Annotated in this window: 22 protein-coding genes; 12 read left to right on the plus strand and 10 right to left on the minus strand. The window is 64.4% G+C overall.

Features of this window, described 5'->3' with window-relative positions; genetic code table 11:
• Window positions 1-79: 79 nt before the first annotated feature.
• From IT430_00005 to IT430_00020, 4 genes are all read right to left on the minus strand, one after another.
• On the minus strand, window positions 80-2,119 hold the full coding sequence (locus IT430_00005; protein ID MCC6906294.1) for a hypothetical protein: 2,040 nt from the start codon (window positions 2,117-2,119) through the stop codon (window positions 80-82).
• Window positions 2,073-3,557: a phage portal protein gene (locus IT430_00010; GenBank protein ID MCC6906295.1), complete on the minus strand. Its 1,485-nt coding sequence runs from the start codon at window positions 3,555-3,557 to the stop codon at window positions 2,073-2,075. The genes IT430_00005 and IT430_00010 overlap by 47 nt, the downstream gene beginning before the upstream one ends.
• A gap of 17 nt (window positions 3,558-3,574) precedes the next feature.
• On the minus strand, window positions 3,575-3,775 hold the full coding sequence (locus IT430_00015) for a hypothetical protein (GenBank protein ID MCC6906296.1): 201 nt from the start codon (window positions 3,773-3,775) through the stop codon (window positions 3,575-3,577).
• A gap of 363 nt (window positions 3,776-4,138) precedes the next feature.
• Window positions 4,139-5,680: an FG-GAP repeat protein gene (locus IT430_00020; protein MCC6906297.1), complete on the minus strand. Its 1,542-nt coding sequence runs from the start codon at window positions 5,678-5,680 to the stop codon at window positions 4,139-4,141.
• 271 nt (window positions 5,681-5,951) lie between these two features.
• Here IT430_00020 and IT430_00025 point away from each other — a divergent pair, with 271 nt between their 5' ends.
• A complete protein-coding gene (locus IT430_00025; protein MCC6906298.1) occupies window positions 5,952-6,518 on the plus strand; it encodes a sigma-70 family RNA polymerase sigma factor in 567 nt (188 codons plus the stop codon).
• A 5-nt stretch (window positions 6,519-6,523) separates the two neighbouring features.
• Entirely contained in the window at window positions 6,524-8,752 is a 2,229-nt protein-coding gene (locus IT430_00030) for a serine/threonine protein kinase (GenBank protein MCC6906299.1), read from the plus strand.
• A 207-nt stretch (window positions 8,753-8,959) separates the two neighbouring features.
• On the opposite strand, the gene IT430_00035 is transcribed toward IT430_00030, so the two are convergent.
• Window positions 8,960-11,260 (minus strand): phage terminase large subunit family protein, encoded by a 2,301-nt coding sequence (locus tag IT430_00035; GenBank protein ID MCC6906300.1) that lies wholly within the window; start codon window positions 11,258-11,260, stop codon window positions 8,960-8,962.
• The gene (locus IT430_00040; protein MCC6906301.1) at window positions 11,250-11,528 is read right to left on the minus strand and encodes a hypothetical protein; all 279 of its coding nucleotides are present in this window, start codon (window positions 11,526-11,528) and stop codon (window positions 11,250-11,252) included. The genes IT430_00035 and IT430_00040 overlap by 11 nt, the downstream gene beginning before the upstream one ends.
• A 292-nt stretch (window positions 11,529-11,820) precedes the next feature.
• On the opposite strand from IT430_00040, the gene IT430_00045 reads away from it, so the two are divergent.
• The 10 genes from IT430_00045 to IT430_00090 all read left to right on the plus strand — a co-directional run bounded on the left by IT430_00045 (window position 11,821) and on the right by IT430_00090 (window position 16,725).
• Entirely contained in the window at window positions 11,821-12,051 is a 231-nt protein-coding gene (locus IT430_00045) for a hypothetical protein (protein ID MCC6906302.1), read from the plus strand.
• A 27-nt stretch (window positions 12,052-12,078) separates the two neighbouring features.
• On the plus strand, window positions 12,079-12,462 hold the full coding sequence (locus tag IT430_00050) for a hypothetical protein (protein ID MCC6906303.1): 384 nt from the start codon (window positions 12,079-12,081) through the stop codon (window positions 12,460-12,462).
• Window positions 12,463-12,501: 39 nt separating this feature from the next.
• Window positions 12,502-12,756 carry a hypothetical protein gene (locus IT430_00055; GenBank protein ID MCC6906304.1) on the plus strand — a complete coding sequence of 85 codons (255 nt, stop codon included), beginning with the start codon at window positions 12,502-12,504 and terminating at the stop codon, window positions 12,754-12,756.
• Window positions 12,757-12,786: 30 nt separating this feature from the next.
• Entirely contained in the window at window positions 12,787-13,023 is a 237-nt protein-coding gene (locus IT430_00060) for a hypothetical protein (protein MCC6906305.1), read from the plus strand.
• A gap of 12 nt (window positions 13,024-13,035) precedes the next feature.
• Complete coding sequence (locus tag IT430_00065; protein MCC6906306.1) at window positions 13,036-14,478, plus strand: winged helix-turn-helix domain-containing protein; 1,443 nt, start codon at window positions 13,036-13,038, stop codon at window positions 14,476-14,478.
• Between the two features lie 3 nt (window positions 14,479-14,481).
• Entirely contained in the window at window positions 14,482-14,706 is a 225-nt protein-coding gene (locus tag IT430_00070) for a hypothetical protein (GenBank protein ID MCC6906307.1), read from the plus strand.
• On the plus strand, window positions 14,703-14,885 hold the full coding sequence (locus tag IT430_00075) for a hypothetical protein (GenBank protein MCC6906308.1): 183 nt from the start codon (window positions 14,703-14,705) through the stop codon (window positions 14,883-14,885). Before IT430_00070 ends, IT430_00075 begins: the two co-directional genes overlap by 4 nt.
• Window positions 14,875-15,408 carry a hypothetical protein gene (locus tag IT430_00080; GenBank protein MCC6906309.1) on the plus strand — a complete coding sequence of 178 codons (534 nt, stop codon included), beginning with the start codon at window positions 14,875-14,877 and terminating at the stop codon, window positions 15,406-15,408. Before IT430_00075 ends, IT430_00080 begins: the two co-directional genes overlap by 11 nt.
• 99 nt (window positions 15,409-15,507) lie before the next feature.
• The gene (locus IT430_00085) at window positions 15,508-16,140 is read left to right on the plus strand and encodes a hypothetical protein (protein MCC6906310.1); all 633 of its coding nucleotides are present in this window, start codon (window positions 15,508-15,510) and stop codon (window positions 16,138-16,140) included.
• Window positions 16,141-16,164: 24 nt separating this feature from the next.
• Window positions 16,165-16,725: a hypothetical protein gene (locus IT430_00090; protein MCC6906311.1), complete on the plus strand. Its 561-nt coding sequence runs from the start codon at window positions 16,165-16,167 to the stop codon at window positions 16,723-16,725.
• A gap of 11 nt (window positions 16,726-16,736) precedes the next feature.
• Here the strand turns inward: IT430_00090 and IT430_00095 are convergent, their stop codons facing one another.
• From IT430_00095 to IT430_00110, 4 genes are all read right to left on the minus strand, one after another.
• Window positions 16,737-18,047 carry a ParB N-terminal domain-containing protein gene (locus IT430_00095; GenBank protein ID MCC6906312.1) on the minus strand — a complete coding sequence of 437 codons (1,311 nt, stop codon included), beginning with the start codon at window positions 18,045-18,047 and terminating at the stop codon, window positions 16,737-16,739.
• A complete protein-coding gene (locus IT430_00100) occupies window positions 18,044-18,985 on the minus strand; it encodes a hypothetical protein (protein ID MCC6906313.1) in 942 nt (313 codons plus the stop codon). The genes IT430_00095 and IT430_00100 overlap by 4 nt, the downstream gene beginning before the upstream one ends.
• A 312-nt stretch (window positions 18,986-19,297) precedes the next feature.
• Window positions 19,298-21,469: a DUF3987 domain-containing protein gene (locus IT430_00105; protein MCC6906314.1), complete on the minus strand. Its 2,172-nt coding sequence runs from the start codon at window positions 21,467-21,469 to the stop codon at window positions 19,298-19,300.
• Between the two features lie 280 nt (window positions 21,470-21,749).
• The coding region (locus tag IT430_00110) for a hypothetical protein (GenBank protein MCC6906315.1) at window positions 21,750-22,918 on the minus strand (1,169 nt) is incomplete at its 5' end.

Genomic DNA, 22,918 nt, shown 5'->3' on the forward strand with positions numbered 1-22,918 from the left:
ACGTATGTTGCCTGTGTCATATTCAAACTCCTGATTCACGTGTGCCGCGGAGAACTGATCACTCAGATTCCGCGCCTGATCATGCCTCGCCCTTCGCGCGGACTCCGCCACGCGGATCCTGCAACGCGCACCCGAAGTCGTGGTAACCGCGCATCTGGATGCCCAGCACGTTGAAGTCGGCTTCGGCCGTCTCGATCGTCGGTGATTCCTGTCCGTTGAGGAACGCGACTTCGATGACTGGCAGGTCCGTCGGATCGGCGAGCAAGTACCACGCCTTGGCGGAGTTGCCGGTGTACGAGGCGTTGCTCAGGTACCGGCTCACCTCGACGCGGAACTTGCCCTGGTGCGGGTTGGAGACGGGGTACTTCGTGCTCGCGGTCGTGTCGCGGAGTTCCATGCTCTTGAAGAGCTGCGTGCCGACGGCACTGAGAGAAGTGGGCACGAGGAGGATCGCGGGCAGCATTCCCAGCGGTTTGCCGTCGCCGTCGACCTGGTCCATGAAGGCGACTTCGGCCTTGGTCAGGCCGTCGATGCTGAGCACCGTGTCGGCGCCGCTGAGGAAGTTCTTGTTGCCGACCTTGAAAAAGTCGGTGTTGGCCATGAAGATCGACCAGAACACATCGTTGATCTTCAGGCCGCTGCCGCGACCCAGCTTGCGCGGCACGGTCGTGATGGCGCCGAGATCATCGTTGATGATGTCACGCCGATCGATGGCCAGCAGCAACCCGTAGGTGTCGGCCTTGTTGGTATACTGCTCTTCACCGAGCGTGCCGTGCTTGAGTTCACCGCCGGGCGCCACGATCTCGTACTGGTCCTTGCCCACCAGCCGGTACGACGTCACCGTCTTGAAGTCGCTCACGTTGCGCACCGCAGTGATGTTGCGCCAGGTGCGTTCGACCGAGAAGAACCCTTCGAGGAGGAACTTGTTGGCGACGTTGCTCAGGATGCCGCCGATGTCGATTGTGCTTATTCCAGCTTCGATGCCGGGATTGAACGCGAACCTCAGGACTGAACGACTGTCGCGGAAGTTGCGGCCGGTGTACCCGTTCGCCCATGCGGCTTCGAGGAGCAGTTCCTGCAACCCGATGCCGCCGCGGAACCGCTTGGCCGCCAGGTCGAGCGATCGTTCCTCGCAGTGCTTCTCCAGGTCTTCGAACCGCGCTGCAATCAAGCATGCCGCCTCGAGGATCTGCGTACTCACACTCTGGTCGGGCACATGGACTGCCGGTGCCTTGGGGCGACTGGCGCGCAGGATCTCCAGTTCGGTGCGCGTGGAATCCCAGCCCTCGCGAATCGCCTTGGCTTCGATCTCATCGTGCTGGCCGGCGCAGAGGCGGCGGACCGCCGCGATGCGACTGGTCTCGGCAAGCGCCTGAGCGCGAATGTCCTCGACGGCACTGGGTTTGGTGTCACCCGTGGCAGCGACATCGGCCGACGGCGCTGATTCCGCGGTGGCCTCCGAAACGACTCCGTTGGTGGAGGAGACACTCGTGCCGTTCTCATTGTCCTTGTTTTCACCGTCCATGATGTTCTCCTGAGTCGCAGCGATCGCCGCGACGTTCACACTGGTCTTTCCATCCGCCCCGAGGTCCACGAAACTGATCTCGCCCAGCGTCGCCTTGCGGACGACGTTGACCGGCCCGGCGAACTCCTGGCCGTTGACGAGCACCTTCTGCCCTTCACGGATGAACTCGAATTCCTCGACCGAAGCGCCAACCGACGCCTGCCAGGGGAATCCGTTCTTCGAGGAAGTGACGATCTCGCGGGCTGTGGGCGTGTCGCGCGAGACGAGTCCCGAGGCGATGAGTTGTCCCTGTTCGATACGGATCGTGTCGGTATGACCGACACCCGAGGCCGGATCGTGGCTGAACCGGATTGGCCTTTGCTGCGAGGGAATGTTCAGACCCGCCAGGTCGAGAATGACAGGATGCCGCCACGCAGCCACACGCATGGCGCTGCCGGTGTACGCCACCATCTTGAAACGCGGCAAAGCCGTCGTCCCTTCGCCGGCCGCGGCCTCGACATCGATCTGCGCAGGCGCGGTGATTTCAATCGACGAGGGTGTGCTCTGCTCAGGCGGCGATGCGGCTGATCGCGTTGGCGTCTTGCTCTTTGCCATCTTCTTCGTCCTTGTCTGTCTCGTCGGGGCTGTCGGCGCGCGGCTGCGCCTGCGTCGGGGTCAGCCCCAGTTCATTCATCAATGCGATTTCGCGCGCCCGCTGGCGCAGTTCTTCTTCCCAGTCCCGACCCTGCCGGGCGAACTCGGTCGCGAGTGTCGTGGTGTGGTTGGCCAGTCGTGTGGCCTGCGCATTCGCTTCCTTGGCGGGATCGACGTGCTCCATGCCATCCCAGAACCACGTGTGCGGCGTGGCAACGCCGATCGCTCGCATCGACTGGGGCAGCAACCCCTCGACGAGCACGGCTTCATCAAGCCACGCTCGCAGGATCCGATCGAGGACCGCCGTCTGGAGGTGGTTCTGCTCGACGCGGATCGACTTGTAGTAGGTCTGGTGATCGAGCCGGCCGGAGGCGTAGTTGTACCCGCTGCTATTCCCGGCTGCGACATTGAAAGGCATGTTCAGGCAACGCGCGATCTCGTTGAGGATCTCGCGCTTGAACTCGGCGTATGTCGTCGCGGGCTGCTCGGCGTGGACCTGGCCGAGTTTCCAGCCGCCGGGCAGGACCGTGGCCAGGCGCTTCTCGAGTTCGACGATGTCCATCGGCTCGAGCGATTCGGCTTCACCGTTGGGCGGGGCGTCGGTGTAGATCACGGCCGCGAAGTCGGCGGCGGTCTCGGCGGCTGCGATGACCGCGAGTGTGTAACGCCGCAACTGGGCGAAGAGCGGCAGTGCCGGCGTGATGTCGGGAATGCCGCGCCACTGGCCGGGCCGATCGACGCGGTAGTAGTGGACGACCGATGCGGCAGGCACGGTGTCGAACTCGCCGCCAAAGCCGAACATGCCGCCGTCCCCCGGATGGCGACGCAGCACGGTGTACTTGATCGGGTTGCCGAACGAATCGAAGGTGATGCCGTCCGCCTCGCCGATGCGGAGCAGGCGACCCGGCGGACTCGTGACCTGGTCGGGCTCGACGAGTCGCAGATCGAGCTGGACCGGCGCTTCGACGGCCGGGTTATTCGTGAGAATGCCGAAGGCCTCGCCGCTCTCGGCCCGTGCCAGTCGCATGGTGCGCAACTTCTCGGGCAGGTTGATCGCCCGCGACCACTGCTCGAATGACTTCTCGATGATGTCGTTGGCCTTGGTGTCATTCGTGAGCATCTGGAGGCGCGGGCCCGTGCCGATGGTGTCGTTGGCCAGTGTGAGAACGATCCCTTTGGCGTACGAGTTGTTGGCGACCTCGTAGCGGGCCCGGTTGCGCAGGATGCGCCGGACCTCGGGCGAAAGGGCCGCATTGGGTGACAGGCCGTCGGCATTGGCCCAGTGGCGGCGGTTGTCGGTCGTGGTCTGCGCCGAGTCGAACTTGGCGCGAACGATCCGCACCAGCGGACGCGATGACGCTGCCGGCGCCTTGCCGCTGCTGCCAAACCACGATGTCATCAATTGCTTGAGCATCATCACGCCGTACCCGGCGGCTCCAGTTGCACGAACTTCACCTTCAGCCCTTTGCCCCGGCTCGCCTTCTTGCTTTCGAGGTAGCGGTCCGCTTCGATCTGGTCCGCGAGGCTGTGCTGCTCGACGCTGCCCGAGTCGCCGCTCGCCTTGGCGGGGCCTTGGGCGCTTTGCTTGATCGCCTGCTCGATGTCGGACTCAGCCATCCCTTGTCCTCGTACATTTCGATGAGAACGGTCATGCGCTTGCGATAGCGCCGCTGCCGCTGGGCGTAGGTGTTCACCGCGGTGGAAACCGGCCGCCCCTCCAGGTGCGCCACCCACGCCTCCTGCACCGCGTCATCGCGATCCGGCGCAGGGACAAAGCGCAACTCGATCACGAGCCGCGCGGGGTCATCCAGAGGTGGAAGCACATGATCCATCCGTCAGGTACCGACGGATGAAACGCTCAGGGATTGTGGATGGGGGGCGGTGGGAGTGAGATCGTTACACGGGTAGACAGACCCAATAAAAGGAACCCGGAGAACGAGTCCCCGGGCCTTTGAAGTACGACGCCTTGGCTTGTGCGAATCACTCGATCGTGGCTACGTTGCTCGTTGCACAGCTTGTCAGATCGAGGAGTTGGAGGAATTTGTCGCAGGCCCCCGCACCGGCGTTTGAATTGAGGACTCTCGATCCTGTGCCGTCGGAACGACCGATCCACCCCACCCGAATCTGGCACGGACCCAGTCCAAGCTGGGTACCCTGACAAGGATTGCGGGGCGGGACGAGATACTCTCCTTCGCAGGTCGCGAAGATTAAGGCGACCTGTCCTTTCAGCGTAGCGCCAGACCACTCGATGCGAATCGGCCCGCCTCCGGGGCAGGTCCCGTCTGCGACGAGCGTGATTCCTTCACTCAAGTCGTAGATGTAGGCGGCACCGGCATTCTCGCCGTTCTCATTGTCGTTTTCGTACGCGCCGATCAGCACCATTCGACCATCCGTTGCTACGGCTGAGTAACTGAAGAGATCAAACGGTGCACCATCGGACGCAAGGAACTTGTCCGGGTCCTGCTCCCAGAAGCCGTTGCCGTCGTAGCGGAACAGGTATGCGGAGCCCGATGACTCGCCTTTGTCATCGTCCTGATAGGAGTTGACGACGATGGTATCGTCGTGGATCGCCACACGCTGGCCGAAGTCATCTGCTTCGGCGGGATCGCTCCGGAGAAGCTCCTGCTGCTGGCGCCAATCTTGGCCATCATGTCGAAACACGTACGCCGATCCAGCCCAGGCGCTGTTGCCGTCATGTTCATGGCCATAGGACCCAACAACAATCGCATTGCCTGACGTGTCAACGGAGCAACCGAACCGATCGTCGAGTTCACCATCGTCAGGAGCCAGCACGCGCGGTGTGCCCCACCCATTGACCGTGTGCTCGTAGACGTAGGCGCGACCGACACCGTCGTCGCCCCAGGCACCCACCACGACTCGGTCTCCGGAGACGCACACGGAGTCACCGAACTGATCGCCCGGTTCAAGCGTCTCGTGACCGAGTTTCGTCTCGAACTCCCACACGTGCCCATTGCGCCGGAAGACATAGGCTCCACCCGCCTCCAGACCCTGAGTGCGGGATGAGGAGCCGATCACGAGAACCCCGCCGTCGATGGAAACCGATCGCCCGAAGTACTCCCCCTCGCCGCCATCCGGAGCCAGCAGCTTTGTTCGTGCCCATCCGTTTTCGCGATCAAAGACGTACGCAGCGCCGGAGTCGTTGCCGAGATCGTCGGCGTAGATCGCGCCGACGACGGCGATACCGCCAGACATCGCGACCGAGAAGCCGAAGTACCCTTCGTCGGACTCAGGCTCGGGGAGCAGCTTTGCCGTCCGGGTCCACTGCCTTGTTGCGGCGTCGAAGTACCAGATGTGTGCGGCGCCCGCGCTGAATCCCGCGTCGTCGTCGCCGTACGCGCCGATGATCGCCCAAGTGCCATCGATTGAAACGGATGCGCCGAAGAGGTCGTCGCTCGCTCCGTTTTGAGCGATGAGACGCCAGTCTTCGAGTACTGACTGACCGAGGGCGACACGATGTTCCAATAGGCAGACGCAGCCCCACACCAGCGCCGAACTGGCCAATGAAACGAACTTCTGAAACGAACCTGATGACATTCACCGCCTCCTTCTCTTGGTTTCCGATTCCTCACTCTGCCCCCGTTGCACAACTGCTGATTCTCATGGGGACGTCCATAAGGCCTAACGCAATCCACAGCGGAACTCCGCAAGCCTGCATGTCGGACCGCCATTCGCCGGGCCGTGGCGGACGCAACACGGTGATCTGCGACCAATCTACTGCCAAAGAGGAGGCAGGAGAGCGTCGGATTCCGGCGCATCGCAAGGTAGAATGTCCATGCCCCACGGAAAGAGTGACGCAATGACAGCGGTGCCACAGCATGGATTCTGTCAGGAACCCGCCGAGTGGACTCCCGCACTCTTTGAGGAGGTGCGGGCGGTTGCCCGACAGTGCATGAGAGGCCAGCCGCCGAATCACACGCTTCAGGCTACTGCCCTCGTCAGCGAAGCCTTTCTCCGTTTGGCGGCTTCACAGCCGGAGATACTCGATCACCACCACCTTGTGGCGCTCACAGCCAAGATCATTCGACAGATCCTTGTGGATCACGCACGGCGCAAGCATGCCGCCAAACGAGAGGGTTCCCGGCTGCGTCTGACACTGGACGAACAGATTGCCTCGTCTTTCGCTCGGCCCAGCCAGGTCGTCCATTTGGACGAAGCCCTCAATCGACTCGAACAGCTCGATCCGCGCCAGGCCCAAGTTGTCGAATTGCGGTTCTTCGCCGGACTTTCCGTTGAAGAGGTTGCGAAGACGCTCAATGTGTCCAAGCGAACCGTCGAGGGCGACTGGACGCTCGCTCGCGCGTGGCTCAAGCGAGAGCTGTCGAATGATGACCAGGAGTGAGAGTCGTGCCCATGACTCCGGAGAGGTTCCAGCGAGTAAGAGTTCTCTTCGAAAGTGGCAAGTGCCGTACCGGCAAGGAGCGGGACCAGTTCCTGGAGCGGGAGTGTGCGGACGACGCCGAACTTCTGGATGAAGTTCGATCGCTGCTCGAATCCGATGAGCAGGTAGGCACCTTCCTCGGAACGCCGGCGGCCGAAGTGAATGAGGCAGTCCTCGAAGCACTTCGCCTCGATGTTTCTGAAATGGAAGAGGCCAACCCACCGATGACGGCAGTTGGCGCCCGCGTGGGCCACTATCGCATCACGTCGTTCATCGCCGAGGGTGCGATGGGTCGGGTGTATGAAGCCGAGCAGGAGCAGCCGAAAAGAACCGTTGCCCTAAAAGTACTCAGCCGGCCATTGGCAACGCGTACTGCACTTCGGCGCTTTCAGGACGAGGCCCAGATTCTGGCGAGGCTTCGACATCCGAACATCGCGCAGGTATTCGAGGCGGGTACGCACACCGATGGCTCCGATCCTGGCGGCGGCGTCCTCTTTTTCGCGATGGAGTTAGTACCCGGGGCACGATCGATTACTGAATACGCTGAAGTCCAGCGTCTTTCAATTCGTGACCGGCTCGGGCTCTTCTGCAAAGTGTGCGAAGCCGTTCATCACGGCCATCAGAAGGGCATCATTCACCGGGATCTGAAGCCGGCGAACATTCTCGTCGATTCCACCGGCGAGCCGAAGGTGATCGATTTCGGCGTCGCCCGCATCACCGATTCGGACATTTCTTCCACAACGCAGGAGACCGAAATCGGTCAGATCGTCGGGACGTTGCAGTACATGAGTCCAGAACAATGCGACGGCGATCCACACGAACTGGATAGCAGGTGCGACGTGTATTCGCTCGGCGCAATTCTCTACGAGTTGCTCAGTCGCACACCGGCGCTCGACATCCGTGGGACGCCGCTGCACCAAGCAACGCGGCTCATCAGAGAAGGGCCGACCAGATCTCTGGCATCGCTTGATCGCCGCTTCCGCGGTGATCTGGAGGCGATCGTTTCGACGGCAATGCAGAAGAACCGGGACCGTCGATATCAGTCCGCTGAAGCACTTCGAACGGACATCGTTCGACACCTCGCAGGTGAAGCCATCGATGCTCGGCCGGTCTCGAAATGGATCAGAATCACACGCTGGCTGGGGAAACATCCGTTTCCTGTCTCGATCGGTGCTTCGGGAGCAGTTGCGGTGATTGTGTTGGCCACCAGCGCTGGCCTGACCTGGTACAACAACCATCGTCCTTTTGAGTTCTGGATCTCACCCGATGGTCGATTCGCGCACCTGATCACAAAGTTTAACCGGCCACTGGATACCCTTGGAGGAAACGCAGCTGAGCCCTACAACGTGCACGCGAAGTTGGTCAGCCGACCGGGGGGCGTGGGAGGTGGTCGCTTCGCATTGTTCACGGTCCGGGAGGGAGCGCATGCCACGGGACAACAGCTCTGGGTGTGCGATGTGAACGATCTCGCTGCACCACTGTGGCGCACGGAGGCGGCGGAGCCTCACTCACACCCATCCGTCCCGGAAGCTTTCGACCGCGTCGGTGAACCTCCGAGCTACGTTGTCAACAACTTCTTCGTCGCCAACGTGCTACCGGACTCGCCCGAAGACGAGATTGTGGTCATTCATGAACAGAACAGCAGTTCTCCGAACGCTATCAGAGTTTACGACTTCGCCGGGAACGTACTCTTCGAGGCGTGGCACTTTGGACACGTATCAAGAGTGGCTTGGTGGAGCACTGAACAGCTGCTGATCTGTTCTGCCGATCGGCATGGCAAGCCGGACATCGAAAGGTACGGCTATGCAAATCCGCCGCCTTACCCGCGAGTCGTCTTCGCGATTCGTCCTCAGAGAAACTTGGCAGCTAATGCGTGGCTGAACGAACGGGACTGGCCGGAGTCGTGGAGATCCAAAGCTGACCTGTCCACGGTGCTCGTGTGGTACAAGTCGCTTTCAACGCGATCATGGTCGTCGATACTGGGGCCCGGACCGATTCGGAGCGGGAGAAATTCACGTGCCTCGTCGATTGAGGTGGGTTTTGAGACTGGAGTGAGTGGTCCAGGGTTGGTCCTGTTCCTTGATCCGCTCGGCAGAGTGATGGGCAGCGACAGCAATGACCTGTTCAACCAGCGGAGAGCGGATTTCCCGCCAGATGCACCGACGCTCGTTGACTGGCCACCACTGGGGAACTAGCGGCGGCATCCGCTTCCGTTCTGAACTACGCGCCCAGCCGCTCCGTCGTCGTCACGCGTCGCCCGCAGTGCCGACACGCCCGTCGCCTTCGGATCGCACCGTCCGGAATCTTCCGGGTGTAGACGACCTCGAAGTGCCCACACCCGCATTTCGGACAGCGGATTCCGCGCGGTTCCGGCTCGCGCTTCGATCTGGTCACCACTTCGCTCATCGCCGCCCGCCCTGGAGATCGGAGAGGCGGATCCGGCGGCGCGGCGCCGGCTGCACATCCGTGCCGTAGAGAACAGCCCCCTGCATCGACGCCGCGACGGAGCAGCCCACCAAGCAGTCGAGCCAATGGTTGTCGAGGCCATCAACGCGGAGTTTCCACTCATCGACGGTTCGGCCGCGGCCTTGCGTCTTCACGCGGTACTCGCTCGTGAGGTGCTCGGCGAGCAGTTGATGATTGCTCGCGGTGCGATTCGATGATCCGCCGGTATGGCCGAACAGCGCCAGGCATCCCGGGTCACCCATCGGCACCGCGAGGCGAGCGTGGACGAATGACTTCCAGTAGTTCGTGTCGAAGACCACGTGGCGCACGGCGCGTTTGCCGGTGATGACGGGGATGCGCCAGTTCAGGCCGACGCGGTCGCCGCGCTTGCGCTTGTACTCGCTGAAGGGGATGCTCGAAGCGCCGACGTAGCGGCCGTGGCTGGGCATGATCAGGTTCGCGTGGCGGCTCTGGCGGCAGAACTGGTACACGACATCCGATGACTGGCCCCAGTTGGCGTCGATCAGGCACCGGTCGATGCGCACCATCGCGCCGTCATCGCGTTTCCATTCCCGGCCGAGCATGGCATCGGTCAGGCGCTCGAGCCCGGCGTAGACGGCGCCTTCGAGGCCGGCGTGTGGTGCTGCTGCCGCGAGTGTTCGGCGGATGTCGCGGAGCGTGAAGTACGCGTGGGCGTCCTTCTGGTCCGGCTCGGTGCCGTAGTCGATCACGTGGCCCGTGAAATCCTCCTCCCACGCCACGATGAGCCAGAAGAGCGCCTTGGCCTGCACGTCGATGAACATGGTCAGCAGCGAGGAACCGATGGGCACTTCGCCGCGCTCGTGTCCATTCACCTTCTCGCAGATCTGCTCGGCGGTGAGCAGGTCTTCGTCGAGGGCGGTGCTCTCGGGAAGCGGTTCATTCTGATACTCGGCCCAGAATGCGGCCTCATCCTGGAGCCGCAGATTCATCGCGTGCTGGATGGCGCTGAGTTCATCGTGGTTGAACCGGTCCGGCCACGCAACCTCAGCGCCCTCATCCATGGCGTCGCGATTCTCGCCGTAGAACTCGGTGGCGCGGCTGATGCCTTCATCCGCGCGCAGTCCCTCGGCTCGCAGACGCGCGTACTCCGCCCACAACTGCTCGCGGGTCGGGAACGAATAGACCATCTTGGTGCGCTGCCCCTGCCACTGCGGATGCTTGTCGCGATCGAGCAGTCGGTCGGCCAGGTCGTCGGGCCGCACGACGGTGAGTGTCATGAGGCCGGCGATCTTGCGCCCCGGGCCCGCCAGGCCGAGGATGGCGCCGGCGAGGATGCGTTCGCGCGTGGCGCACTGCGATGGCGACCGTGCCGATTCATCCGTCTGCGGATCGTCGATGAGCACCAGCGAGGGGCGCACGCTGCGGCCGTCGGGCCGCTTGTACTTCATGCCGCGGATGCGGCCGGTGATGCCGGCGACGCGGATGATGCCACCCGAGGGCAGCGAACCCGGCATGGTCGGCAGGACGATCTCGTGCGCCGTCCAGCCGATGTGGGTCTGGCTGCCTTCGAAGAGTTGGCCTGCGGCGCGCTGGTGGATGCCGTCGAGGCAGTGGATGGGGAAGCACGCCTCGGGGAAGTCGTGCAGGAGGACTTCGCTGTTCTCCAGTTCGGCCTTGATCGATTCGAGCATCTGGCTGGCGTGCTCTTCGTCGGATCCGATGAGGGAGACGAACTCGCGGTGGCCGTAGAGCAGGGCCCAGAGACAGGCGATCTCGCAGAGGCTGGTCTTTCCCGATCCGCGGGGCATGGCCATCGCGAAGAGGCCGCCTTCGAGGACCGCCTGCTCGATGCGGGCGATGACCTTGAGGTGGTCCGGCGACCACGCCAGATGGAACGTCTGCGGGAAGTAGGTCTCGCAGAAGAGGCGGAAGTTGCGGCGGCAGGCTTCCTTGCGACCGGCGTCGATGATCTCGGGCAGGGCGTCGATGTTCCGGCCGGTGAATGACTCGGGCAGGTGGCGCGTCCGGGCCGCGTCGGCATTCTCGTCAAACGCATCATCCTGGGCGGCATCCTCACCGGCCAGGCGGGCGTGGCGCTCGATCACCAGCCAAGCCGTGTAGCGCAGGAGATCGACGGTCTTGCCGTCGCCGATGCGATAACCGGCGCGGGTGCGATGCCGGTGCAGTTGCCGCTCGCTGATCACCTCGCCCAGCGGCGTGCTGTTGAGCAGGCGGCAGAGTTCGGCCGGCTTGAGTTGGCGCGGGTCAATCGCCACGGCCGCCTCCATTGGCGCTGGCGCTCTCGGCCATGTCGCGCACGAGCCAGGCGGCGAAATGCACCAGGTTGATGGTGCCGTCGGCGTTCGTCGGCGCGCCGTCTTCGATGTCGCGCTCGATCATCGCCTCGGTGATCGGCCGGCCGCCGACGCGCGTCAACGTGCGCGCCGTGTCGGTCACCGATAGAGCGGCGGGGTTCAGCCCGGCGGCGCGCTCGGCTTGCCGTGAGTCTGGTCGAATGGGTTGTTCTTCACGCTGCGTCGACACGGCGGCCCTCCGTGGCCCACAGCGCGCCCGGGTTGCTCGATGCGAGGCGTCGGCCCATGTGCAGACCCGGCCCGACGTGGGCCAACACGGCGCGATGTTCGGCGATTCCTAGCAGATGCCTAGCACATGGCGCGCTGCTGGCGGCGAGGTTCCCCACACTCATGCCCAGTTGTGCACAATCTGCGAATCCTGCTCGAATCCTCGGCAATTCCCCTTGCATGTGCGCGCTGTTCATGCCCTCATGTGTGCAACGCGGGGCGGAATAGGCCGCCCGCCGCAAGGAGCCAGACGCATGCCAACGCAATGCACCAACCCGCACGTAGACGCCGCGATCAGCGCCCAGGGCGCCCTTGGTCTCAAGTACCGCCCAACGGTGATCCGCGACGAAGCCATCGCATTCTCGATCGCCGCCCGCACCCGCGCCGGCGCGGTGATGCTGGGCGAGGGAGCCTTCTGGGTGGTCTGCCTCGCCGACGCCACGCGACTCGAACGCGCCGGGTACGAATGGGCCCCGCGCCGCTGAACCACTCAACCGAAAGGACGCAGCACCATGACAACGCCAGATACGAACGCAACCAGCCAGACCACCACGATGAGCCTCGACGACCTGCTCGCCTTGCCCAGCAACGACCTGTTCAACCGCATCAAGGAGATGGCCGCAACGACGCCCGAGCACGAGAAGGCGCTGAAGGCCCTGTACTTCGCCATTGACGAGTACCAGACGCAATCGAAGTACCTCGCGCGGGATTTCGGCAACGCCAAGCGCCACGCCGAGGAGGGCGAGCAGCACGCGGCCAGCGGAATCCGATGCGACGCCGCATGGCTGCTCTCCGATGCGCAGCGCATCGCCGAGGACGCCGCGAAGCGGCAGCACGCGGTCGACACCGCCAAGGTGCTCTTCCACATCCTGCCCGAAGGCATCTTCACGAAGTAACCACGAGGCGCGATCGACGCGCCGGAAAGGACCACCACCATGACCATCAAACAAATCACCATCAAGGGCGAGCGAGGCGATGTCGAGATCCGCGACGCCGACTACGGAGCGCAGATTCTGTTCGGCGAGACCTGCCTCGAACTGTCGCGCCACAGCGGCGAGGACGAACGCTGGGCCGCCGCGACGGCGACGGCCAAGGCCATCTACGGGGCCGACCGCCATGGCCGACCCAACGCCACCAACAGCATGATCCACGACGTGCTCCGCGAGATCGAGCGCGTCGCCGGCTGCTGAACGACCAACGCCAAACGCAACGGAGAAGCCATGAGCATGACGCGCGACAACACACTGAACACCATCGCCCGCGAGGTCCTGGGCCTCGAGACCTTGGCCACCCGCAACAGCGATTCCCTCGACTTCCACGACACCGCGGTGTGGTGCGTGAAGGAAGCGCTCGAGCGCGCCTACGAGGCCGGACGCCAGTCGGCGCGGCCGACCAAGGCCGTGTGCCCGGCCTGCGGGCGCAAGATCGAGATCACGCCGCTGCCCAGCGGCAAGTGAGAGGGGAGCATCATGAAGACCAGCGCCATTCACATTGAACGAAATCGCCCCGCCCGCCGCAACGGCGCCGGCGCGCCCGATGTGGTCATCCGCGAGGCCTGCGACCGCGATGGCATCGTCCTGGGCCACCTCGTCGCCAGCCACGATGGCATGCCCGAAGGCATCGTCGCCGCCGCACGCCGCGCGACGCAGCGCATGTTCGACGCCTTCGCCGAGGCCTCCAACGTGAACAGCCGCATCATCGCGACCGACGGGGCGGGCCGGCCGCGCTGGTCGGTGTCGCCGAACTTTGCAGTCATCGAAGAACTCGGTCGCCGCGGCGACCGGGTCGTTTCCACCAACCGCTCTCTTGAAAGGAGCAGCACTATGAAGAAGAACGAAGTCCAGATCGGAACCACCTACACCGCGAAGGTGAGCGGCAAGATCGCCAGGGTGCGCATCGACGCCGAGAGCCGCCACGGCGGCTGGGACGCCACCAACCTTGAGACGAAGAAGAAGGTTCGCATCAAGAGCGCCCAGCGTCTCCGCAGCGAGGCCGGGCCGCCGAAGACGGCCAGCACGCCGCCTCCCAAGGCGACCGACAACAAGGATGCCAAACCGGCCTCCGGCGTGAAACCCGGGGGCCGCGTTGTTGACCGGGATGCCGCACGCATCGCCGAGCGCGACGCGAAGGCCGCGGCCAAGGGCCTCGTGCTCAAGACCGAAATCGTCATGGGCAAAGAGCGGTCGCGCTGGGTGAAGAAGGCCGAGCAGGCCGCGGCGAAGCAGGGCACGCCGGACGCGAAGACACCGGCCGAAGCGCCGCCCGCCGAGAAGCGCAAGGGCCGCCGCACGCCGCCGCGCATCGCGCTGGTCAACAAGGACCAGTACGCCGAGATCGCCAAGGCGGTACAGGACCTGCCCACCAGCCGCAACCACGTGTGCTGGAAGAAGAACGGCAAACTCTACGAGTTGTACTTCCGGGTCGATGGCCGCACGCCGCTGCTCTACCGGGCGCCGGCCACCTCGGCCGTCGATGAGAAGACCGGCTGCCGCGAGGTGGATGCCGTCGGCACCGTCACCGGCGTCTTCCACATCAAGCAGAGCATCAAGCAGCTCACCGGCAAGTCGCCGGCGCAGCTCGGCATCACCATGCCGCCCGACCGCGGTGCGCCCAAGGCACGCGGCGAGACGACGAAGAAGACGACCGGCGGCAAGGCCGACGCCAAACCACGCAAGAAGCGCGAGGGCCTCAGCGGCCTCGACGCGGCAGCGCAGGTCCTGGGGCGGGCGAAAGAGCCCCTCGACGCCAAGACCATCGCCGAGCGCGCCATCGCCGCGGGCTGGAAGACCAACGGCGCCACGCCGCACGCGACCTTGTACGCCGCGATGATCCGCGAGATCAAAGCCAAGGGCAAGGAAGCGCGGTTCATCAAAGCCGACAAGGGCCGGTTCACGGCCCGGAAAGGAGCGTGATCGATGGACCCGCAAGTCCAACGACTGCTCGCCCATGCCGACCAGACCCGCTCCACCATGCGCGACACCCTGGCCCAAATGCCCGCCGCCGAGAAGGCCGCGCTCATTCGCACCTGCGCCGCAGGCGACCTCGCGGGACTCGACGAGCGCACGGCGCTGCTGGTCGGCCTGCTCGCGGTGGTGGCGATCTTCGATCTGAGCGAAACGCGCGGGGAGGTGGGGCCATGACGGCGGAACATGAACAGCATCTCGTTGAGCCGGAAGACGCCTGCCCGCGCTGCGGCGAGCGCCACGTTGACAACCTGATCTGGATCGACGACGGGCAGCGCGTCCGCTGCGCCACCTGTCTGAATGTGTACACGCCGCCGGCGTTGCGGCGGGAAGGAGGTGATGAACATGCCCAGTAGCCATGAGACCAACTCGCTGCGCCAGGTGCTGCTCGCGGCCCAGCGCCTGCTCGAAGCCCGCGCCGACCAGATGGTCACCTCCGAGGAATGGGAGGCGCTCACGACCGCGGTCAGCGCCGCGACACAAAGACCAGATGGCGGACCGGGCGAGTCCTTCGCCGTGGACGCGGCCAGCGGCGCGCTGCTGCGCCGCGTCGTGCCCAGACGCGGGCAGCCCTACGAACATGCCTGCACGCGGGCAGTCTACGAAGAGGTCGCCCACGCCATCGACCTCATGGGCAGCGCCGCATTCACGCTTGAGGAGATTCGCGCCAAGGTGGGGGGCGGCGACGAGTCGAAGATGCCGCCGTGGTCGCAGGTGGCGACGGCTGTCGCGTTCCTCAAGGAGCGAGAGTGCATCGTGCCCGGCCGCGAGCGCAAGCATGTCGCCGCCACCGACGACACCTGGCTCGACGCGATGATCGAGTATCACGCCCTGCGCGAGAAGGGGCCGGAGGAGGCGGCGGCCGAGACGGGCGAGTAGCCCGCCAACCCGTCTCACCCATGCACAGCCGCAGCGCTCGCCGCCGCGGCTGTGTCTGCGGGAATGCCCAAACCTCCGCTCGCCAGTAGAATGAACATCATGCTCAAGTGGGCACGCCGCATCGCCATCTTCCTGCTGCTCGGCGCGATAGTGAATGTTGCGGTGGCGTGGGGGTGTCTTGCCTGGCACTCGACTGCGAAACGAAGCCCCGCGCGCTACCACGATCCGTACAACGGTGAACTCCTTGTGAGTGTCACCGCTCGATTTGGCTTTCAGTATGTGACAAACACCCGCGTATCCCGCGAGTGGAGCGCCCAAATCGGTAATACTTCGACTCCGTATCCTGGCAACGTCTGGTGGCATTCGGCGCGCAGCGGACAGCCCGTGCGGACTTTCTGCGGTGCGGGCTGGCCAATGCTGGCGCTCATGACTTGGCAATGTTGGGATGCCAAGGACTTCGAGGCGCATTACTGGGGAATTCCGTGGTTGCCAGATCGCGACCCAAGACTGATGCAAATCGATCAGCCGGCGCTTCCGTTGTACCCGATGTGGTCGGGCTTCGCGCTCAACACACTGTTCTACGCGATTATCTTGGAGGTCGCGTTCCGAATGCCGGTGGCGAGTCGAAGGTGGCTGCGCGCAAGGTGTAGTCTGTGCCCCGCGTGCGCTTACCCGCGCGGCACGTCGCCCGTCTGCACCGAATGCGGCCAACCGCATCCCCGGCCGCGCTAGATGTCTTTCAGGAGCGAATTGATCATGAACCTGACCGAACCAGATCTGGTCGCGATCACTCAGGAGTACATTGCCGTCGACATGACCGGCGGCACCGCACTGAGGAACCAGGAACCGGGGGTGGTCGCTGGAATCAGAACTGGGCTTTGCAAGATCACCCTGGCCGGCGTGGCCGAGACCATCGACACCGGAATGTATGAGCGCTGGCTCGATGACCAGACCGATGCCCTTCTCCACTCTGTCGATGTGAAGGTGCGAGTATCCACGCGACCATGGGGTACGGCCCGCAAAGCACTCAACCTGTTCATGCGCGGATGCGTCTGCGATCATCTGCTGCGCGCTGCTCATCACCTGGATCGCGTCGAAGCCGCGGCGGAGTTGCCCTTGGACGGCGTTGTGGCGATACGACTCAAGCAACTCGCGGGACGAGGACGGCTGCCCGAGTGGCCGGGGCTCAAGCACCTCACGCGAGATGACCACCGGCTGTTTCAGATCTTCGCCGCCCAAGAGGCCGAAAGGCGCGGTATGCGGGCGCGCATCTACCTCGACTACCTTCTGTGGCTTCGGGCACGCCCATCGAGATGACAACTCGTGGCTCATGCCCGCTCCGACTTCTTCCCACTAAACTGCTCGTACCGCTGCACGATGACATCGCAATACGCGGGGTCGATCTCCATCAGGAACGCGCGTCGCTGCGTCTGCTCTGCCGCGATCAGAGTCGAACCCGATCCACCGAACAGATCGAGCACGTTCTCGCCGGCATGTGATGAATACTGCATCGCCCGCACTGCCAACTCGACTGGTTTCTCGGTCAAGTGCACCATTGACGCCGGGTTGACCTTCTTCACATGCCACAGGTCGGTCGCGTTGTTCGGGCCGAAGAAGCGGTGCGCAGCGCCCTCGCGCCAACCGTAGAACGCGATTTCGAACGCTCCCATGTAGTCTTTTCGCGTCAGCACGGGGTGCTGCTTGTCCCACACGATGCCCTGGCTGAAGTACAAACCGGCGCGCTTCAATGGACCCGGGTAGTTCCCGAGGTTCGCGTAGCCACCCCAGATGTAGAACCCGCCGCCTGGAATGAGCACGCGCGCCATATTGCCGAACCAAGCGTCGAGCATCTCGTCGAACGCTTCGTCGGTTACAAAGTCGTTGGCGAGCGGCCGGTCCTTCGCGCGCATCTTCTTCGTCGTCCGCTTCTTCTCGCCCTGGCGGGCCACGTCGAAGGACTGGTGATGGGTGCGCTTCTTTTTCGCCTCCGGGAATGACGAGTTGCCCGCCGCGATCGCGTTGTTCGATCGCGGCTCGACTTTCACGTTGTACGGCGGGTCTGTGTTCACGAGGTGGATCGGCTGGCCATCGAGCAGCCGATCGACATCGGCCGCGCTCGCGCTGTCGCCGCAGAGCAACCGGTGCTCGCCGAGAATCCAGAGGTCGCCGCGCTTCGTGATCGGCTCATCCGGCGGCTCAGGAATCGCATCGGGATCGGTGAGCCCATCGCGCACGCCAGGATCGAGCAGCTTCGCCAGATCGTCCGCGCTGAATCCGAGAGACGACCAGTCAAAGCCGGCGCCCTGGAGTTCGGCCATCTCGATGGGCAGCAATTCCATGTTCCACTCGGCCAGTTCGGCCGACTTGTTGTCTGCGATGCGGTACGCCCGCACCTTCTCGGGCGACAGGTCGGTCGCGACATGCACCGGCACCATCTCCAAGCCGAGTCGCTGCGCCGCTTTCCATCGCGTGTGGCCGCAGATGATGACGCCGTCGCCATCGACCACGATCGGCTGCCGCCATCCGAAGGCCCGGATGCTGTTCATCACCGCCTCGACGGCTTTGTCGTTGAGGCGCGGGTTCTGTTCGTAGGGCTTGATCTCGGCCAGCGGCCGCAGTTCCACCTTGAACGCGTTCATGAGTCCGTTCTCCTTGTTCTGGTAGCCGGGCGGCTCGGGCGCGAATCCGCTGCTCCGGTGGCCGCCATGTCGCCGCCCACGTTGGCCCCTGTGCCGAGATGTGCCGCGCGGTGGCCTCCTCGGCCGTAGGTCGTGGGCACATCGCCACGTGGGCGAACGTCGTCGCCCACGATCGGTCCGCCGTGAGCCGGCAGGGGCAGAAGGCCGATTTCCCGTTCCGAGCGTGGGGCTGCGGCGAGCCGAACTTGCATCGCGTGCGCTCCCTCGCGCCACGCCAGCGCGCAATCGGCATCGGCGTCGATCGCCGGCGTCTCCTCCGCCGGCGCTTCCGTCAGCGCCGCGCGCCCAGCAGCAGTGAGGCTGTACCACACCCGCCCGTCCAGATCGGCCCCGCTCACCAGCCAGCCACGCACCAGCGCGGGAACCGCCCGCTCCTCAAGTTCCGACAGGAACTGGCGATTGGCGCGAGCGGTCTCGTCGTTGCCGCACGCGGCCCAGTACGGCGGCGTGCCGGCCAATGCCCACTCGGCCGTCCACCACGTGCCGAGGTGCGTCATCGTCGCTCGCACATCATCTAGCGCGGCGAGTCGCTCGCAGACGGCCCGGCCATCGGTCCAGCACGGCGCGCCGGCCAGTGAGCACGCCCGCTCGATCCCGGCGTCGAGCAGCCGGGTGGCAACGACCTTCGTCCGCTCGACGCGGCGCGTGAGCAACCCGCGCCGCTCCAGCCTGCCGAGCGCCTCGACATTCTCATCGCGCTCATCCCGATCGCGCCCCTGGTGCCGCCAGCGCAGACCCGCGCCGGACCGGAACGATCGCCGCGCCAGGTACGCCGCCGCTGCGCCGCCGCCACCCCATGGCCCGCGCCACGGCGCGAACACCGCCCACAACTCGCCCGCAAGGCGGCAAATCAAGGTGTCATCAACACTTGCGCTCATGTCGTCGTCCTCCCGACCGCGCGCCAATCCAAAAAGTCGGACAGGGTCGCGTTATCATCTGTCTCTCTACTTTGGCGGCTGTTCCCGCGGGCCTCACCGGCGACCAACTCGCGCCAAGTACCTATGGCGCGCTGAAAGAAGCGCCGCGCGCTGAAGGAAGTTGGAGAGCGCAAGTCGAGAAGAGAAATAGACATACAGAGAGTACTACTACCTTCTTTCATTCTTCAGTCCCTCTCTTTCTCCGCGCGCACTTGCGCTTAAACACACCCCGTAGAATGAAGAAAGAAGTGAAAGAAGGGTCGGGCGGCATGGTCACTCCGTGAGCACATACACCGTCCGCGAGCGTCCGGTGGTCTTCTCGATGATCTCGGCCACGCGCTCGGTCTCGAGGAGGTTGTCGATAACCTCTTCGCGTTCGCGCTTGCTGAGATGCTGCGTCGCCCGGCACAGTTGAGATCGCGTCATGCGACCTCCCGCGGCGCGCATCGCCCGCACCATGGCCTTCTGTCGCGCATCGAACTCGCTGTGCGAGACGAACTGGTGGGCGAGGAAAAGAACACGTCTGCTCATATGTTCCGACAGCTCGCACGCCCAGAGCGCCGCGGATTCATCGACGACGGGCTTTTCGCGATCACGCGAGCAGGCGTAGAGCAGCGCCAGGCGACAGGCCTTCTCCTCGACACGGGCCCAGATGGAGCGGACATCCTCGCGCGGTTCGAGCATCTCCTTGTCAGCCCGGGCCGCGAGCGCATCGAAGATGGCCCGCGCTTCGTCGGTGGTGGGGACGAGGATGGGTTGAGGATGTTCGCCAGAGAGATTGCCGCCGGGTGAGAACTCATGCCACCAGCGGGCGGCGCTGACGATCGATTCGGGCGGGTTGAGATCCGCCAGCCAACGGCGCGGCGGCATGTCCTCACTCTCGAAGATGAGCAGTCGGGCCATGAAGCCGTCACTCATGGCTTCGGGGGTCAGGGATTCCCGGAAGTGCGCCGAGGCGGTCGTCGCCAGGAGCGAGACACAGGGCTGATCGACGATCTTGTTGCGGCGGGGGTCGGCGTACGCCTTACCTTTAAAGATGCCATGGGCTGACGAGTAGAGTTTCATCAGCGTGGAGATGATGTTGAAAAGGTGTGGAGAACGCCTCGGATCCCCGATGGTGCGCAGGAAACGGCCGAATTCGTCGATCTGGAAGAGGATGGATGGCTGGGCCTCGACGGCGGCGACGAGTCCGGCATCGCTGGCAAGTTCGCCCTGACCGTCCAGTTCGGGCGCTCCGGCGAGGTAGAGAGTGCGGGTGTTGATCTTGCGCGGATTGTCCTTGCCCGAGCCTGATCCGGCGAGACAGACAGCGTAGAGATTGGTGCGGTTGCCACGCTCATCGCGCACCTTGCGGCCGGCGAGCACGGCTTGGAGGCACAAAGCGGCAGCGAGTGCGAGCCAGGGCTGCCAGCGCGGGGCGGTGGCGCGATTGAACTCCACGACCGCGCCGATGAGGCCGGGGACATCGAGAAGATGATCGGGCAACGGTCCGGGATCGGACGGTGCGCCGGAGGCAGGCGCCAGCGCCGGGGTTTCCTCGGTCGAACCGAGGATGCCTGCGAGATCGACGTCGTGGTGATCGGTGGGAGTGCTCGAGTCGCGCAGCCAGCCGCGTGGTCGATCGTGCGGTTTGGTTGCGGCGTCCTCGACTTTGTGCCTCAGTTCCTTCTCCGACCACGGCGGCTCGCAGCGCGGGTTGTAGCGCTCGATGAGCAGCTGCAGCGCCGCGTCGCGGTCAAGGCAGAATCCATGCACCATCGCGGTCGCCGCGGCGAAGGTCGTGCTGTGTCCCCCCTGACCGGAGATGGCCGCCGGCATGGCGTCGAGGTACGCGGCCGCGCGCCGCAGCACCGCGTCTTCTGAGACGAAGGGTGTTGGAGCGTGGATTTGTGGCGGGGCAGCAGGGGATGCACCGGTGCGCTCGACGACTGCGGCCACGAGCGCATCGACCGCCCCGCGCAACGTCTCGTGCGTCACCGATGCGGGCTCGCCGGTGAGCCACTCGTAGGCTTCGCCGCAGGGGTGAATGCTCGGGCCCACGACCGTCTGCGCGCCGGTGCTGCGGATCTCGACGATCATCCGCTTGGTGCCGGGGAAGTGATGCTTCTTCGTGGTCGCACCTTCGCAGATGTACCACCAGTGCGAGTGCGGCGCACCGAGGCGGCCGCTCACCGCGAGAGTGGGGGGCAGGAAGCGCGGCGCCAGTTCGATCGCTTCGGGACAGTCGAGATCGACATCAACGAGCCACCCGCTGGGCTCACCGAGCAGCAGGCCGATGTTGCCCACGCAGTTGAAATGCTGGGGCAGTTCAGCCTCGGTGAGGCGTAGGGACTGCCACGCGGTAAGCACCGGCGCCTTGCTCCGCACCGGAATGGGCACGACGCGGTAGCCGCGCGCGGTGTACGAGCGGGCGGCGTCGAGGAGGGTCGAGCCGGGCTGGGTCACGCCGCCTCCTTGAGTGCGGACTCGCATAGCATGTGCCGAGGAGGCGCCGCAATGGAAGGATCAAACCCTGAGAAGGTCATCGCGGTACTTCGGTCGGATCCGAGCCGCTGGCTTTGCGACGACTGCATCGCACATCTCGCCAGGATCAAGAACCGCATCGCCGTGAACCCGATCGCGACGACACTCGGTTTGACGTCCGACTTCGACCGCGAGCGATCGGAGTGCTCACGGTGTGGTGAGACCAAGTTCGTGACTCGTCCTCGTCGCGCCTGAGACCGCATCAGAAAGGGATCTCGTCTTCGGGAATCCCGCCGTACGCTGAGGCGACTGCCGCAGCGCCTTGCTCGTTCTCGATGTTGAGCGGCTCGGGGCCGAGGACGTGGTTGACGATCCGGTCGTATTTCTCGCCAGCTTTGCGCTCGACAGTGATCGAGATCGTCGGCGCCAATGCGCCGCAGTCGGCGAGGTCGACGGCCTCATCAACGCTGTCGGGCACGGGCTCGTTCGAACGGCGTCGCCACCACTGCTCGGCTTTCTGACGCGCGTATCCCGTGTGCTCGAAACACACCCATTCGCGGAATGTCGTCGAGAAACCGCAGCGATACTCGACACGCATAGTGGGCGCAGCGCTCGGGTCATTCCGCTTGTAGTGCACGTGGTAGGACACACCGTCCACAGTGTGCTCGGTCTGCGAGACCTGGTCGGAGAGGATGCCCGCGTTGGTGGCTTGCGGCTCGTGCTTGCTACGCTGGGGCGGCGGGAACTCGTACCCGCACTCCGGGCACGTCAGATAGCCCGCGGATATGATGGCGTGGCAGCCCGGACACTCCTTCATCGGCGCCTTGCCGACGCGCTCGATCGGCTCCTCGATGAGGAGGCAATCGACGGGCCCGTGGCGCATGATGTTCCCGCCGAAGTCAAGGACAAGGCAGTCCGACTTCTCGGGGTGAAGGCGGAAGCCTCGTCCCACCATTTGATAGTACAGCCCGGGCGAGAGTGTCGGGCGCAACATGGCCACACAGTCGATTCCCGGGGCATCAAAACCAGTCGTCAACACATTCACATTCGCCAGGTACTTCAACTCCCCCGCCTTGAATCGTTCGAGCAGTGCATCGCGCTCACGGATGGGTGTGTTGCCCTCGACGAACCCGCACTCGACTCCGTGGCGACTGCGCAACGTTTCCGCGACGTGTTGACCGTGGCGAATGCCGGAAGTGAAGATCAGCACCGAGCGGCGATCGGCGGTTTGCTCGATGATCTCGGCGCACGCACCCTGCACGAGGTCGTCGGTGTCCATGACATCCTCGACCTCGCCGGCGATGAACTCACCGGCGCGGGTGTGCAATCCGCTCATGTCGGCCCGCGCGACGCCGGCCTTGGTGCGCAGCGGGCAGAGGTAGCCCTGCACGATCAGTTCGCGCACGCCGACTTCGTAGCAGATGTGGTTGA

The sequence above is a fragment of the Phycisphaerales bacterium genome, assembly GCA_020852515.1.
GTDB lineage: Bacteria > Planctomycetota > Phycisphaerae > Phycisphaerales > UBA5793 > UBA5793.

Coding starts and splice junctions, on each gene's coding strand:
- IT430_00005 (MCC6906294.1), bottom strand. CDS start 2,119: ATGGCAAAGAGCAAGACGCCAACGCGATCAGCCGCATCGCCGCCTGAG.
- IT430_00010 (MCC6906295.1), bottom strand. CDS start 3,557: ATGACATCGTGGTTTGGCAGCAGCGGCAAGGCGCCGGCAGCGTCATCG.
- IT430_00015 (MCC6906296.1), bottom strand. CDS start 3,775: ATGGCTGAGTCCGACATCGAGCAGGCGATCAAGCAAAGCGCCCAAGGC.
- IT430_00025 (MCC6906298.1), top strand. CDS start 5,952: ATGCCCCACGGAAAGAGTGACGCAATGACAGCGGTGCCACAGCATGGA.
- IT430_00045 (MCC6906302.1), top strand. CDS start 11,821: ATGCCAACGCAATGCACCAACCCGCACGTAGACGCCGCGATCAGCGCC.
- IT430_00050 (MCC6906303.1), top strand. CDS start 12,079: ATGACAACGCCAGATACGAACGCAACCAGCCAGACCACCACGATGAGC.
- IT430_00055 (MCC6906304.1), top strand. CDS start 12,502: ATGACCATCAAACAAATCACCATCAAGGGCGAGCGAGGCGATGTCGAG.
- IT430_00060 (MCC6906305.1), top strand. CDS start 12,787: ATGAGCATGACGCGCGACAACACACTGAACACCATCGCCCGCGAGGTC.
- IT430_00065 (MCC6906306.1), top strand. CDS start 13,036: ATGAAGACCAGCGCCATTCACATTGAACGAAATCGCCCCGCCCGCCGC.
- IT430_00070 (MCC6906307.1), top strand. CDS start 14,482: ATGGACCCGCAAGTCCAACGACTGCTCGCCCATGCCGACCAGACCCGC.
- IT430_00075 (MCC6906308.1), top strand. CDS start 14,703: ATGACGGCGGAACATGAACAGCATCTCGTTGAGCCGGAAGACGCCTGC.
- IT430_00080 (MCC6906309.1), top strand. CDS start 14,875: ATGCCCAGTAGCCATGAGACCAACTCGCTGCGCCAGGTGCTGCTCGCG.
- IT430_00085 (MCC6906310.1), top strand. CDS start 15,508: ATGCTCAAGTGGGCACGCCGCATCGCCATCTTCCTGCTGCTCGGCGCG.
- IT430_00090 (MCC6906311.1), top strand. CDS start 16,165: ATGAACCTGACCGAACCAGATCTGGTCGCGATCACTCAGGAGTACATT.
- IT430_00095 (MCC6906312.1), bottom strand. CDS start 18,047: ATGAACGCGTTCAAGGTGGAACTGCGGCCGCTGGCCGAGATCAAGCCC.
- IT430_00100 (MCC6906313.1), bottom strand. CDS start 18,985: ATGAGCGCAAGTGTTGATGACACCTTGATTTGCCGCCTTGCGGGCGAG.